The sequence below is a fragment of the Cryobacterium sp. TmT2-59 genome, assembly GCF_004403545.1.
Classification (GTDB): domain Bacteria; phylum Actinomycetota; class Actinomycetes; order Actinomycetales; family Microbacteriaceae; genus Cryobacterium; species Cryobacterium shii.
This window is the reverse complement of the sequence record NZ_SOGM01000021.1, coordinates 25,644-38,597: the sequence shown is the minus strand read 5'-3', so window position 1 is coordinate 38,597 and position 12,954 is coordinate 25,644. Positions and strand designations below refer to the sequence as shown.

At 68.0% G+C, this 12,954-nt stretch carries 13 protein-coding genes and 1 pseudogene; all 14 read right to left on the bottom strand.

The window, feature by feature from the left end; translation table 11 throughout:
* Positions 1–28 precede the first annotated feature (28 nt).
* Complete coding sequence (locus E3T24_RS03790; RefSeq protein WP_134403031.1) at positions 29–1,270, bottom strand: Dyp-type peroxidase; 1,242 nt, start codon at positions 1,268–1,270, stop codon at positions 29–31.
* Positions 1,267–1,791 carry a copper chaperone PCu(A)C gene (locus tag E3T24_RS03785; RefSeq protein ID WP_134403030.1) on the bottom strand — a complete coding sequence of 175 codons (525 nt, stop codon included), beginning with the start codon at positions 1,789–1,791 and terminating at the stop codon, positions 1,267–1,269. The genes E3T24_RS03790 and E3T24_RS03785 overlap by 4 nt, the downstream gene beginning before the upstream one ends.
* Positions 1,792–1,876: 85 nt before the next feature.
* The gene (locus tag E3T24_RS03780; protein WP_134365345.1) at positions 1,877–2,470 is read right to left on the bottom strand and encodes a copper resistance CopC family protein; all 594 of its coding nucleotides are present in this window, start codon (positions 2,468–2,470) and stop codon (positions 1,877–1,879) included.
* Positions 2,471–2,572: 102 nt separating this feature from the next.
* Positions 2,573–3,193: a hypothetical protein gene (locus E3T24_RS03775; protein WP_134365346.1), complete on the bottom strand. Its 621-nt coding sequence runs from the start codon at positions 3,191–3,193 to the stop codon at positions 2,573–2,575.
* Between the two features lie 73 nt (positions 3,194–3,266).
* Complete coding sequence (locus E3T24_RS03770) at positions 3,267–4,640, bottom strand: NAD(P)(+) transhydrogenase (Re/Si-specific) subunit beta (RefSeq protein ID WP_134365347.1); 1,374 nt, start codon at positions 4,638–4,640, stop codon at positions 3,267–3,269.
* Positions 4,637–4,948 carry an NAD(P) transhydrogenase subunit alpha gene (locus E3T24_RS03765; RefSeq protein WP_134365348.1) on the bottom strand — a complete coding sequence of 104 codons (312 nt, stop codon included), beginning with the start codon at positions 4,946–4,948 and terminating at the stop codon, positions 4,637–4,639. Before E3T24_RS03765 ends, E3T24_RS03770 begins: the two co-directional genes overlap by 4 nt.
* Entirely contained in the window at positions 4,948–6,096 is a 1,149-nt protein-coding gene (locus E3T24_RS03760) for a Re/Si-specific NAD(P)(+) transhydrogenase subunit alpha (protein ID WP_134403037.1), read from the bottom strand. The genes E3T24_RS03765 and E3T24_RS03760 overlap by 1 nt, the downstream gene beginning before the upstream one ends.
* Positions 6,097–6,254: 158 nt before the next feature.
* The gene (dnaB, locus tag E3T24_RS03755; RefSeq protein ID WP_134365349.1) at positions 6,255–7,646 is read right to left on the bottom strand and encodes a replicative DNA helicase; all 1,392 of its coding nucleotides are present in this window, start codon (positions 7,644–7,646) and stop codon (positions 6,255–6,257) included.
* A 440-nt stretch (positions 7,647–8,086) separates the two neighbouring features.
* Positions 8,087–8,536: a 50S ribosomal protein L9 gene (gene rplI / locus E3T24_RS03750; RefSeq protein ID WP_134403029.1), complete on the bottom strand. Its 450-nt coding sequence runs from the start codon at positions 8,534–8,536 to the stop codon at positions 8,087–8,089.
* 6 nt (positions 8,537–8,542) lie between these two features.
* The gene (rpsR, locus tag E3T24_RS03745) at positions 8,543–8,806 is read right to left on the bottom strand and encodes a 30S ribosomal protein S18 (protein WP_035835236.1); all 264 of its coding nucleotides are present in this window, start codon (positions 8,804–8,806) and stop codon (positions 8,543–8,545) included.
* 54 nt (positions 8,807–8,860) lie between these two features.
* Positions 8,861–9,364 carry a single-stranded DNA-binding protein gene (locus tag E3T24_RS03740; RefSeq protein ID WP_134365351.1) on the bottom strand — a complete coding sequence of 168 codons (504 nt, stop codon included), beginning with the start codon at positions 9,362–9,364 and terminating at the stop codon, positions 8,861–8,863.
* A 207-nt stretch (positions 9,365–9,571) separates the two neighbouring features.
* Positions 9,572–9,919, bottom strand: a pseudogene (rpsF, locus tag E3T24_RS18235) (30S ribosomal protein S6); the annotation flags it as partial.
* Positions 9,920–10,187: 268 nt separating this feature from the next.
* The gene (locus E3T24_RS03730; RefSeq protein ID WP_134365353.1) at positions 10,188–11,186 is read right to left on the bottom strand and encodes a hypothetical protein; all 999 of its coding nucleotides are present in this window, start codon (positions 11,184–11,186) and stop codon (positions 10,188–10,190) included.
* A 330-nt stretch (positions 11,187–11,516) separates the two neighbouring features.
* Positions 11,517–12,947 (bottom strand): CCA tRNA nucleotidyltransferase, encoded by a 1,431-nt coding sequence (locus E3T24_RS03725; protein ID WP_134365354.1) that lies wholly within the window; start codon positions 12,945–12,947, stop codon positions 11,517–11,519.
* Between the last annotated feature and the right edge of the window lie 7 nt (positions 12,948–12,954).

The following is a 12,954-nucleotide window of genomic DNA, read 5'->3' as shown; positions in this document are numbered from 1 at the left end:
CGGGGCGCCGGCCGGGCCCGATGAGCACTCACAGCAGGGTGTCGCCGATGAAGCCGTCGGCCGCGCAGCCGGGCGGAATGGCGAACACGGCCGAGCCGATCGGGGTGATCCACTGGTTCAGCAGGTCGAGGGTGTCCAAGCGCTGCTGGATCGGCACGAATTGCGCGTCAACGTCCGCCTGGAAGGACACGAAGAGGAGCCCGGAATTGGAGACGGCGGTTCCGGTGGGGGTGTCGTCGTAGTTGTACCCTCGGCGATGGATGCGCTGGCTCCTGTCCTCCGACCGGGCCCGACGCAGGTGGGAGTATTCGGGGATCACCGGGAACCCGAGCGCGGTGGTCGCCGCGAAATCGGGCACGTCCTTCTCCCTGGTTCCCGTCAGCGGCGCTCCGGTGGCGAGCGTGCGCCCGACCGCGGACTCACGTCCGGACCGGTCGAGCTTGTCCCACTTGTCGAGGTCCATGCTGATCCGGCGCAGCACGAAGCCGGTGCCGCCCGTGAGCCAGGCGGGGTTGTCGGCCGGGCCCCAGACCAGGGCGCTGAAGTCGTCCGTGCCGACCACGGGGTTCGCCGTGCCGTCGACCTGGCCGAACAGATTGCGCATGGTCGTGCCGGGCTTCTCCGAGCCGGCTGAGCGGCGGAATCCCGGCTGCACCCAGTGCACGCTCGCGAAGGAGCGCACGTCCTTGAGCAGCATCCGGGTGGCGTGGGCGATCGTCATCGGATCGTCGGCGGCGATCTGCAGCAGCAGGTCGCCGCCGGTCCAGGCCGGCTCGAGCCGGTCGACCGTGAACGCGGGCAGTGGTTTCAGCCAGCCGGGGGCGGTCCCGGCGGCCCGGGCCACCAAGGCGGCCCCGAAGCCGAAAGTGACCGTGAGCCGGGCTGGAACGACGGCCAGTTCGGGTTCGGAGTCGGCCAGGGCGGCGTCCCCCTGGGTCAGGCGGGCCGCATCGTCGGTGAGGATGCGCATCATCCGCCGCAGCCCCGCGCGATCGACCCCGTCTCGGAGGACCAGGGCGACGAAGCTGGCGTGCGCCTGCGGGGCGGTGTCCACGCCCGCCTGGTGCGCGCCGAAGAACGGCACGGTGTCCGACCCGCTGACCATCGGCTCGGCCGTGCGCGCCGGAGCGGCGGCGCCGGCCTTGACGGCGAGGTCGAGGGCGACGGCACCGGTCGCGCCGATGCCGGCGGCGGCACCACCCAGGAGGAGGTGCCGCCGGCTCAGGCGCCGACGCGCCGGGTCGGGCTGTTCCTGCCGTCCGTCACTCACTTGGCGTTGCCACCCTCATAGGTCTCGTTCGCGCCCGTGTAGTCCTTGACCGGGGCCGTGAAGACGAAGCTCGAGCCGTCGGACAGGTTGAGCGTGACGGTGACGTCGTCGCCGGCCGCGAGGGGGGCGGCGAGCCCCATGAACATGATGTGGTTGCCGCCGGGCGCGAGCTCGATCGAACCGCCGGCGGGAATGACGAAGCCGTCCTCCTTCTTCTGCATGATCATGTCGCCGGCGTCGTTGGCGACGGTCTCGTGCAGTTCGAGCATGGGTGCCGCCGGTGACCCGGCGGAGGTGACGGTGACGTCCTCCGCCCCGGAGTTCTCGAGCAGCCCGAAGGCGCCGGACATGCCGCTGTCTGCGGCCTTGACCCAGGCATCCGTCATGCTCAGGGAGCTTCCCTCCGGCGTCGTGTCGGCTGCCGGCGCCGGCGTCTCGGCCGTGCCGGCGCAGCCCGAGAGGGTGAGCAGCAACGCGGCGGCGGCAACGACGAGACGGGTGGGGGTGGAGGTGATCTTCATGAGTGGTTCTCCTGGTGTGGAAACAAGCCGATGGGAAGGGTGATGTGTTGCAGGTGTTTCAGGTGTTTCAGGTGTTTCAGGTGTTTCAGGTGTTTTTGCGGCGTTTGGCGCGCCAGGCGGCGAACAGGGCGAAGGCGGCGAGGCCGCCGCCGGCCCCGATGAGTCCGACCGCGATGAGCGGGAGGCCCGCAGCATCCGACTGGTCGGCGTCGGCGTCGGACGCAGCGCCGGGGCCGGTCGACGGGTTCGGGGCCGCGGTCGCGCCCGCGCCCGGCTCGGACGGCGCCGCCGTTCCGATCGAGAAGGCGAACGCCCCCGACACCGGATGCCCGTCCGCCGACACGACCCGCCAGCGCACCTGGTAGGCGCCGTCCTTCATCCCCGCCGCGAGTGCCTGCGTGGCCTCCGGCCCGTCGAGGCGCATCTCGCCCTCGGCCCAGTTGCGGTCCTCGCTGTCGACGACCAGCACGATCGCACCGATCTCGAGGATCTCGTCGGTGAAGCGGATGGTGACCGTCGATGGCGCGACGTCGAGGCGTTCCCCGTCGGCCGGGACGGTCGACTGGACCTGGTCGTGAGCGGTCGCCGCCGGCGCCGCCGGGCTGAAAACGGAGAGGGCGATCACGATCAGGGTGAGAAATACCGCCGTTGCCGGGCGTCGTCGGGGGGCGTGCGTCATCGAATTACTCCGGTCGTCGAGGTGGGTGCGTGAAGGCGCGCGTGAACGCCGGGACCACACCGGGTCGCGAACGGGGTCGTTCGAGTCAGGCCGAGCGGCGGGTCAGGGATTCAGGGCGCGGGCCGGCGGGCCGCGCCGCAGCACGCTCCCGAGCAGCACGCCGAGGTCGGCCGGCACGAAGACTCCGCCGAAGCCGGGTCGCACGGTCGCGGCATCCGTCTGGATCGCGACCGGCGCGAGGGTCCGGATCAGGACCCGGGTCAGGTGGTTCGTGGCTTCGGCGAGGAGCGCCCAGAAGGTCTTCTCGCCGCGGTAGAGCGCCACGATCGTGACGAGGGCGGCCAGGCCGTGCCCCACCCACATCCAGGCGCTGTCGGGCAGGATGCCCTCGGCGGCCATCAGAGGCCGGGCCGCGGCGTCGGCGGCCACGGTCACGGCGCCGTGGTGGTGGGAGCTCGTCATGGTCATGCCGGAGGTGCCGCCGAGTCCGAACAGCACGTGCAGCAGCAGCTGGCTGACGCCGACGGACAGTGTGAGGCGCAGCAGGGACAGGCTCTTGCCGGCCAGGAACACCGACGCCATGCCGGCGAAGGCGAGGGCGAGGGCGGCACTGAGCAGGCCGGGCGCGTTCCCGCCCGCCGCGACGTGGGACAGGGCGGCGACGAGAACGGCGACGGATGCCGTGAGCCAGCCACGGACGAATCTCGCCCATCTGGTCGTCATGGCTCTCCCTCGGCGGACCCGCTCGGGTTCGGCTCCTGTCTGAACACTACAGCGCCGACCCGAGCACGTTTGATCAGAGCGCGTTGACCGCGCTCAGCATCTTCGTCAGGGAGTCCTTCGCGTCGCCGAACAGCAGCGTGGTCTTCGGGTCGAACAGCAGTTCGTTCTCGATCCCCGCGAAGCCGGGGCGCATGGACCGCTTGAGGAACACGACCTGCCGGGCCTCGCCGACATCCAGGATCGGCATGCCGTAGATGGGTGAGCCGGGCGAGGTCTTCGCCGCGGGGTTGACCACGTCGTTGGCGCCGACGACGAGGGCGACATCCGTGTTCTTGAACTCCGGGTTGACCTCGGCCATCTCCTTGAGCGACTCGTAGGGCACGTTCGCCTCGGCCAGCAGCACGTTCATGTGCCCGGGCATCCGGCCGGCCACCGGGTGGATGGCGAAGACCACCTCGACGCCGCGCGCCTCGAGGGTGGTGGCGAGCTCGGCGATGGTGTGCTGGCCCTGCGCGACGGCCAGGCCGTAGCCGGGCACGATGACCACGCGCTGGGCGTAGTTGAGCAGCACCGCGACGTCTTCGGGGTTCGAGCTGCGCACCGGCCGGTCGCTCTGCGCGGTCGATCCGGCGGTCGAGCCGCCCTTGAAGGCACCGAACAGGATGCCGCTCACGCCGCGGCCCATGGCGGAGGCCATGGCGCGGGTCAGGATCGTTCCGCTGGCGCCGACGAGGGTGCCGGCCACGACGAGCAGCAGGTTGCCCAGCACGATGCCGGAAGCCGCGACTGCCAGCCCGGTGAAGGCGTTCAGTAGGGAGATCACGATCGGCACGTCCGCACCGCCGACCGGCAGCACCAGGAGCGCGCCGACCAGGAGTCCCAGGAGAAGGAGTGCGATGGCCCATCCGGTCGCGCCCGTCGCGACGACGAAGCCGCCGGCCACGAGAGCCGCCAGAACGATGGCACCCATCACGACGGCGAGGCCGGGGAAGATGAGCGGCCGCGAGCTGATCAGGCCCTGCAGTTTGCCGACCGTGACGGCCGAGCCGGAGAAGGAGACCGCGCCGACGAGCATGGTGAACACCACGGCGACCTTGACCCAGGGGCCCTCGCTGTTGCCGAGTTCGAGCACCGCGACGAGCGCCGCGGCGCCGCCGCCGACCCCGTTAAACAGGGCGACCAGCTGGGGCATCTGCGTCATCTCCACGCGCCGAGAGATCGGGGCGGCGATCGCCGAGCCGACCGCGATGGCGATCAGGATGGCCGGGATGTTGTCGAGCCGGGCCGACAGGAAGACGGTGATCACGGCGAGGAGCGCACCGGCGGCACCGATCAGGTTGCCGCGGCGGGCGGTCTTCGGCGAGGAGAGCCCCTTGAGGGCGAGGATGAAGCAGACCGCGGCGATCAGGTAGAGGATGCTGGTCCACTCCGGCGAGAGAAGGCTCATTTCGTGGCATCCTTCGTGTCGGCGCCGGCCGGTTTGCGCGGCGCGAACATTTTGAGCATCCGGTCGGTGACGACGAAGCCGCCGACCAGGTTGGCGGTGGCCAGAACCACGGCGATTAGAGCGACCGTCAGGAGCCAGAGGTTGAGGGTCTGGCCGGCGACCGTGATGGCGCCGATCAGGATGATGCCGTGGATCGCGTTGGCGCCACTCATCAGGGGGGTGTGCAGGGTGCTGGACACCTTCGAGACGACCTCGAAGCCGACGAAGACCGCCAAGACGACGACTGTCAGCAAAGTGATCGGATCCATCAGTGTTGTTCTCCTGTCAGGGCCGTGGCCGTCGGCTCGTGCCGGATCGTGCCGCCGTGCGTCAGGCAGGCCCCGGCAACGACCTCGTCCGTGAAATCGGGGGAGACCGTGCCGCTTTCGGTCATCAGGGCGAGCAGGTTGGCCACGTTCTTGGCGAAGAGCCGGGACGCGTCGGCGGGCATCGTCGAGGGTGCGTCCTTCATTCCGACCAGGGTGACGGTGCCGTCCCCGGTGCGGGTGGGCACCTGGGTGTCCCGCCCCGCGACGACGCCCTCGACGTTGCCGCCGGTCTCGGCGGCAAGGTCGATCACGACCGAGCCCATCCGCATGGCCGTGACCATGTCCTGCGTCACGAGCAGCGGGGCCGGGCGGCCCGGGATGGCGGCCGTGGTGATCAGCACGTCGGCGGCGGCCACGTGGGGCGCCAGCAGTTCCCGCTGTCGCACCGACCGATCCTCGCTGAGTTCGCGGGCGTACCCGCCGGTGCCTTCCACGGCGTCCAGGTCGAGGGTGATGAAGGTTCCGCCCATCGAGGTCACCTCGTCCGCCGAGGCCGGGCGCACGTCGTACGCGGAGACCCGGGCGCCAAGGCGCTTGGCCGTGGCGATGGCCTGCAGGCCGGCGACGCCCGCGCCCAGCACGAGCACGCGCGCCGGCGGGATCGTGCCGGCGGCGGTCATGTAGAGCGGGAAGAATCGGGGGAAGCGGATGGCCGCCTCGAGCACCACGCGGTAGCCGGAGACGAGGGCCTGGGAGGTCAGGGCGTCCATCGACTGGGCGCGGGAGATGCGCGGCACCAGCTCGAGGGCGAACGAGGTGACGCCCGCGGTGGCCAGTGCGGCGACGGTGGGAAGCTCGGAGGCGGGGGAGGCCAGGCCGATCGTGATCGTGCCGGAACGGAGGCCGCCGACGAGGTCGGGGCTGAGGGGGCGCACGTGGCAGAACACGTCGAGCTCGCCGAGGCCCAGTTCGGGAACGACGGTGGCGCCGGCATCCGTGTACGAGCCATCGGGATGCCCGGATTCGGAGCCCGCACCGGACTCGACCAGAACCTCGAGTCCGAGGGCCGTGAGCTGGGTCACCGTCTCGGGGGTGGCCGCGACGCGGCGCTCACCCTGCAGACGTTCTCGCCTGATGCCAACCTTCACGCGCATGTCTCCTTAGCGGCGGACGCGAGAGCGAGAACGGATCGATCCGAACTGGGGCGGCACTTGCATCTTCCGTTCGTAGCGTAGCGGTGATCACTTGCCGGCCGGAGAATATGACCGGCGGCAGAATCGATCCGGCCCGTGGCCGAATGGGCCTGCTACGCGCCCGGAACCATGTCGGCGAAGCGGGAGTAGTGGCCGTGGAACGCGACGGTCACCGTGCGGGTGGGGCCGTTTCGGTGCTTCGCCACGATCAGGTCGGCCTCGCCGGCGCGCGGGTTGTCTTTCTCGTACGCGCTCTCACGGTGCAGCAGGATGACCATGTCGGCGTCCTGTTCGAGGGAGCCCGACTCGCGGAGGTCGGAGATGGCCGGCATCTTGTCGGCACGCTGCTCGGGACCACGGTTGAGCTGGGAAAGCGCGATGACGGGAACCTGGAGTTCCTTGGCCATCAGCTTGAGCGCCCGGGAGAACTCGCTGACCTCCTGCTGGCGCGACTCGACCTTTTTGCCCGACGTCATCAGCTGCAGGTAGTCGATGATGACCATCTTGAGGCCGACCCGCTGCTTGAGCCGGCGGCACTTGGCCCGGATCTCCACCAGCGTCATGTTGGGGCTGTCGTCGATGTAGAGCGGGGCGTCGTTGATGCGGCCGCGCGTGGCGGCGATGGTGGTCCAGTCGCGGGCGTCGACGGCACCCTTGCGCATGCTCTGCAGGGGCACGGATGCCTCGGCCGCGAGCAGGCGCATGGCGATCTCACTGCGTCCCATTTCGAGGGAGAAGAAGATGCTGGGCATGTCGTGCTTGATTGAAGCCGCCCGGGCGAAGTCGAGGGCCAACGTGGACTTACCCAGCGCCGGTCGCGCGGCGACGATGATCAGCTGGCCGGGGTGGAATCCGTTGGTGAGCTCGTCCATGTCGGCGAAGCCGGTCGGCACACCGGTCATCTGGCCGTCTTTGAGCTTGGCGGCCTCGATCTCCTCGATCGCGGCCGTGACCGCGTCGGTGAGGGGCACGTAATCTTCGGTCTCGGTGCCTCCGGTGACGGAGTAGATCTCGGCCTGGGCGTTGTTCACCAGGTCGAGCACCTCGCCCTCGCCGGAATAGCCCATCTGTGCGATGCGGGTGCCGGCCTCGACCAGGCGGCGCAGCAGGGCGCGTTCGGCGACGATCGAGGAGTAGAAACCGGCGTTGGCCGCGGTCGGAACCAGGCTGGTCAGCGTGTGCAGGTAGTCCGCGCCGCCGGCCCGGGACAGCTCGCCCAGTTTGGTGAGTTCGTCGGTGACGGCGATGACATCGGTGGGCTCGCCCTGCGCGTAGAGGGAGAGGATCGCGTCGAAGATGATCTCGTGCTTGGGGATGTAGAAGTCGGCGGCCCGGACGGTTTCGACGACGTCGGCGACGGCGTCCTTGCTCAGCATCATGCCGCCGAGCGCGCTCTGCTCGGCGAGGAGGTCGTGGGGGAGCGTGCGCTCGGTGTGCCGGGCTTCCATTCCGCCGCGCTGGTCACTCCCGCGCTTATCTGCCAGACCCAGGTGAGCGATCGACACTCGTGCCTCCTTCTGCTCGTGGTGCTGGTCTATCAGGGCCCACTGACACCGACTGCCGGCACCCCTCGCACACCTCGATTGTGGCCGCCTGCCCACCCTACGTACCCGGTTCGGCCGCTCCAAAACGGGCTGTGGATAACCCTGTGGAGAATCTGGGCGAAACGCCGCGTGTCTTGTGCACAACCTGTGCACTGTCCTGTGGAAAACTTAAGAATTTCCCGTAAAAAATGCATTTTGATCAGGCTTTTATACTATTCACAGCTCTGTGGGAAAACTAATCTAAACAATGTGTTGAAGCTTCATGTGCTGTGAGCAAACCTGTGTACAAAGGCTCATTTTCAAGATCTGAAATCACCCCTGAACAGGGTGAGCGGGACAGCTTAAAAAGGTGTAGCGGCGGAGCTCCATTCGGAGCCCGCCGCTACACCTCGAGGGTGATGCTATTTGGCGGCTACCACCAGCAGTGTGATGGTGGCGCTCAGTTCGTCGCGAAGACGAACCGTTGCCTGGTGCTCACCGGTCATCTTGATCGGGCTGAGCTCGATCTTGCGCTTGTCGATGGCGCCGAGACCGGCTGCCGCCACTGCTTCGGCAACATCCGTGGTCTTGACGGAGCCGAACAGGCGTCCGCCTTCGCCGGCCTTGACGACCAGCTTGACCTTGGTGTTCTCGAGTGCAGCCTTGAGTGCCTGTGCCTCTTCGAAGGTGGCGTGCTCGCGGGCGACGCGAGCAGCTTTGATCTGTTCGATCTGCTTCTCGCCACCGCGGGTCCAGGAGACAGCGAAGCCCTGGGGGTAGAGGTAGTTGCGGGCGTACCCGTTCTTGACCTCGACGATGTCACCGGGTGCACCGAGGCCGGAGACCTCGTGCGTCAGAATGATTTTTGACATGAGGTCCTACCTGCCTGAACCGGCGTAGGGGAGCAACGCCATTTCGCGAGCGTTCTTGACGGCGCGGGCGATGAGGCGCTGTTCCTGAACGGAAACACCGGTGATGCGACGGGCGCGGATCTTTCCACGCTCGGAGATGAACTTGCGAAGGGTGGGGACATCCTTGTAATCGATGACACCAACCCGGATGGACTTCGCGGGAGCGGCGTTCTTGCCACCCTTAGCTCCGCGGAGCGGCTTGCGGCGGTCGCCGCTCGACTTTCCAGCCATGATTTCCTTACTTTCTTATGAAGTGTTTTTCAGCCGACTGCCCGGAGGCTCGGCTTAGAAGGGTGTCTCGTCGCTGAAGTTGCCCGGGGTGCTCCAGACATCTCCGCCGGTGTTCGCGGCGGGGGCGCTGGCGGCCCAGGGCTCGTCGTTCCCGGAGACGGCAGGTGCGCCGCCGCCACGGGGGGAGGACGATGACTGCGCTCGAGTGAGCTGAGCGGTGGCGTATTTCAGCGAAGGACCGATTTCATCGATCTCGAGCTCCATGCTCGTTCGCTTCTCGCCTTCCTTCGTCTCATACGAACGCTGCTTGAGACGCCCGGTAGCGATGACACGGGTACCCTTGGTCAGCGAACCAGCCACGTGCTCGGCGAATTCACGCCAAACGCTCGCGCGCAGGAAGAGCGACTCGCCATCTTTCCACTCACTCGTAGCGCGATCGAAATTGCGCGGAGTGGAAGCGATGGTGAAGTTGGCAACCGCCAGCCCGTTCTGCGTGTAACGCAGTTCCGGATCGCTGGTGAGGTTGCCCACCACGGTAATTACGGTCTCGCCGGCCATGGGCTACTTGTCGCTTGCCTTGTCGGCAGCAACGGGAGCCTCAGCCTCTGCCGCAGCAGGAGCGTCGGCGACCGGAGCTTCGACCTTGGCCGGAGCAGCCTTGACCGCTGCAGCAGCAACCGCCGAGGCGGGCTTTGCGGACGCGGCGACCTTGGCGGTCGGAGCGGCAGCGGCGGCTTCAGCCTTCGCAGCAATGACCTTCGGGTTGGCTGCCTTGCGGGCGGCCTTCTCGGCGGCAAGCTTGCTTGCGACGGCAACCTGGGCGATGCCTTCTTCTGCGCGAAGAACCTTTGTGCGCATGACGGCTTCCGACAGCTTCAGCTGGCGGTCGAGCTCGGCCGTGGCAGAAGCGTTCGCGGTGAAGTCGACGACGGCGTAGATGCCTTCTGACTTCTTGTTGATCTCGTAGGCGAGACGGCGGCGACCCCAAACGTCAACCTTGTCAATGGTTCCACCATCGTTGCGAACAACGTTGAGGAACTTGTCAAGGCTGGGAGCTACGGTGCGCTCATCGATCTCGGGATCGAGGATAACCATCAACTCGTACTGATGCATGACTAACCCACCTCCTTCGGACTAAACGGCTGCAGAATCTCTGCAACAGGAGGGTTGTGCATGTGTCGAAAACGGAGGCCGGGAATCCGGCGCGTAGACAACCTGCCAAGACTACCGGATGCCGCGGCGATCCGCCAACGCTCCGGCGCGGCGCCCTCCGCGCCGACGCTCATCGTTCCGGGAGAGTCGCCGAGTTCGACGTTTCCGGACGAGGTCGCCACGTGCGCCGGTCGAACTCGACCGGAAGTGCCGAACTCGGTGCGGCGGCTCATCGTTCCGGCCTCAGCCCGGCACCGATCAGAACCGCGCGGAGCCGAACAGGACTCACCGCGACATCCCACAGCCAGCGCACCATTCCTCGATCCGGCCCTCCAGCCGGCGCGCGCAGGCGGTCCTCTCGCACCTTCTCGTCCCACACGACCTCTTGGATTGTGCGGCCGGCCATGTACTGGTCGCGTGTGTACTTGACCTTCCCGTCGAACTCGCCCAGGAGAGTCACTCGGCGAACATTGTGTCGGGCGTGCCACCTGAAATCCACTTTGTCTTCCCCTCCGGCCGGCCGAAGGTAAGCCACCTGCAGCTCCGGCGCGGGCAGCCCGGCCAGGTAGATGTTCGCGCGGCTCACCGATTCTCCGGCGGAACCGGATTGCCCGTCCGCGAACGCGGCAGCCAGGCGTGCGCCGCGGCAGCCGCGCACCGCACCCAGCCGGGTGACCGCCTCCTGGAATTCAGCGTGGGTGATGTCCTGCTCGCGAGAGCCACTCGGCAGCACGAACGGCGTCCGGAGGCCGGCGTCCAGGGCGACGACGGCGGCTGCGAATCGTTCGGTTCGCGCAAGATCGACCATCGTGCGTAATCGGCTCGTCACGAGGAAGCCGTTGATCTCGACGACCTCGTCATCGTCGATGCGGTCGTAGTGCCAGACGACACCATTGCGCGCATGGCGATGAGCATCGCCGCCGCACATCAGGTGAACCTCGGCGGGCCACCGGCCCAGCACGGGAAGGCCCCAGATCCGGGCGGCCGACAGGTGCGAGAGAACCGGCCGGGAACGGCGTGTCAGGACGACCGCCTGAATGCGAAGCAGATACCGGGCGTCGTCGTCCGCGGCGGCCCACACCGGAGACGACACATAGATGCCCCGGAGGAGCCTCTCCTGCTCACCCGCCGTGACCCCCCGCCGCAGGGCTCGGCCGTCGTGACCGATCAGCTCCTGGTCGCTGGTGCGCCGGAGGTCAGTTCGATAGGGAAAATCGCGATTATCCACGCCCCCGATGCTGGCCGAGCCGCGCGGCGCCCGGCCGGCAATGCGGCGGACGGTGAACGAACCCAGGTCGGCACATCCTGTGGAGGGGAAGACGGATGCGCCGAGCTCGCCAGTTGCGGTCGAGTTCGCCCGGCACACCTGCCGACGTCGACCGGAAGTGGCGACCTCGACGCGAGCGGAGCCGGGTCGACTCGGGCCGCGTCGACCCGGGGCCGGTCGCGCCCGGCAAGCCCGGCAAATCCGGCAATCCGGCAAGTCCGGCAAGTCCGGCAAGTCCGGCAAGTCCGGCAAGTCCGGCAAGTCCGGCCAGTCTGGCCAGTCTGGCCAGGCCTACCGGGCCCGAGCGGCCCACCAGGCGGTCAGGCGGCGGGTGGCCTCTTCCTCGCCGAGGGGTCCGTCGTCCAGCCGCTGCTCCAGCAGGAAGCGGTAGGCCTCGCCCACCTCACGGCCCGGCGAAACGCCGAGGATCGCCATGATCTGCTGTCCGTCGAGATCGGGGCGCACGGCCGCCATCTCTTCCTGCTCGGCGAGTTCCTTGATGCGCTGTTCCAGGTCGTCGTAAGCGAAGCCGAGCCGGTCGGCCTTGCGACGGTTGCGGGTGGTCACGTCCGCCCGGGTCAGGATGTGCAGTCGTTCCAGCTGGTCGCCGGCATCCCTCACGTAGCGGCGCACGGCGGAATCGGTCCAGGCGCCCTCGGTGTAGCCGAAGAATCGCAGGTGGAGTTCGATCAGGCGGGCCACCGCCGAAATGGTGTCGTTGTCGAACCGCAGGGCGCGCAGGCGCTTCTTCGCCAGCTTCGCCCCGACCAGGTCGTGGTGGTAGAAACTGACCACGCCGCCCGGCTCGAGCTTGCGCGTGGCCGGTTTGCCGGTGTCGTGCATGAGCGCCGCGAGCCGCACGATCAGGTCCGGCCCGTTGAAACTGGCGCGGGACTTCTCGTAGCCGATGGCCTGGTCCAGCACGGTGAGGGTGTGCTGGTAGACATCCTTGTGGTGATGGTGCTCGTCGATCTCGAGCCGCAGTGCCGGAATCTCCGGCAGCACCCGGCCGAACAGGCCGGTGTCCACCAGGAGTTCGATTCCGACCCGCGGGCTGTCCGACTTCAGCAGCTTCGACAGCTCGTCACACACGCGCTCGGCCGAGATGTTCAGGATGCGGTCCGCCATCGCTTCCATCGCGACCCTGGTGTCCGCGTCGAGGCTGAATCCCAGCTGCGCGGTGAACCGGGCGGCCCGCATCATCCGCAGCGGATCGTCGCCGAAGGACCGCTCCGGCGAAATCGGGGTGCGCAGAATTCCGGCCAGAAGATCAGCGATGCCGTTCGCCGGGTCGACCAGGGCCAGTTCCGGCAATCGGAGGGCGAGGGCGTTGACCGTGAAGTCGCGGCGCAGCAGGTCGTCCTCGAGGCTGAGGCCGAAGACGACCTCCGGTTTGCGGGTCTGGCCGTCGTAGCTGTCGGCCCGGTAGGTGGTGATCTCCACGGTCTCACCGGCGACCAGGGCGCCGATCGTGCCGAACGCGCGGCCGATGTCCCAGTGGGCGTCGGAGATGGGCTTGACCACCTTGAGGATCTCGTCCGGGGTGGCATCCGTCGTGAAATCGAGGTCGTGGATCGGCCGGTCGAGGAACGCGTCGCGCACCGGGCCGCCGACGAGGGCGAGTTCATGGCCGGCCGCGGAAAACGCGTTCGCCAGTCGGGAAACGGTGGGGCTGGCAGCCAGGTCGCCCAGCCGCGTGAGGGCTGTCGCGACGCTCTGCATGCCCCCC

Coding starts and splice junctions, on each gene's coding strand:
- E3T24_RS03785 (WP_134403030.1), bottom strand. CDS start 1,791: ATGAAGATCACCTCCACCCCCACCCGTCTCGTCGTTGCCGCCGCCGCG.
- E3T24_RS03780 (WP_134365345.1), bottom strand. CDS start 2,470: ATGACGCACGCCCCCCGACGACGCCCGGCAACGGCGGTATTTCTCACC.
- E3T24_RS03775 (WP_134365346.1), bottom strand. CDS start 3,193: ATGACGACCAGATGGGCGAGATTCGTCCGTGGCTGGCTCACGGCATCC.
- E3T24_RS03770 (WP_134365347.1), bottom strand. CDS start 4,640: ATGAGCCTTCTCTCGCCGGAGTGGACCAGCATCCTCTACCTGATCGCC.
- E3T24_RS03765 (WP_134365348.1), bottom strand. CDS start 4,948: ATGGATCCGATCACTTTGCTGACAGTCGTCGTCTTGGCGGTCTTCGTC.
- rplI (WP_134403029.1), bottom strand. CDS start 8,536: ATGTCAAAAATCATTCTGACGCACGAGGTCTCCGGCCTCGGTGCACCC.
- rpsR (WP_035835236.1), bottom strand. CDS start 8,806: ATGGCTGGAAAGTCGAGCGGCGACCGCCGCAAGCCGCTCCGCGGAGCT.
- E3T24_RS03740 (WP_134365351.1), bottom strand. CDS start 9,364: ATGGCCGGCGAGACCGTAATTACCGTGGTGGGCAACCTCACCAGCGAT.
- E3T24_RS03725 (WP_134365354.1), bottom strand. CDS start 12,947: ATGCAGAGCGTCGCGACAGCCCTCACGCGGCTGGGCGACCTGGCTGCC.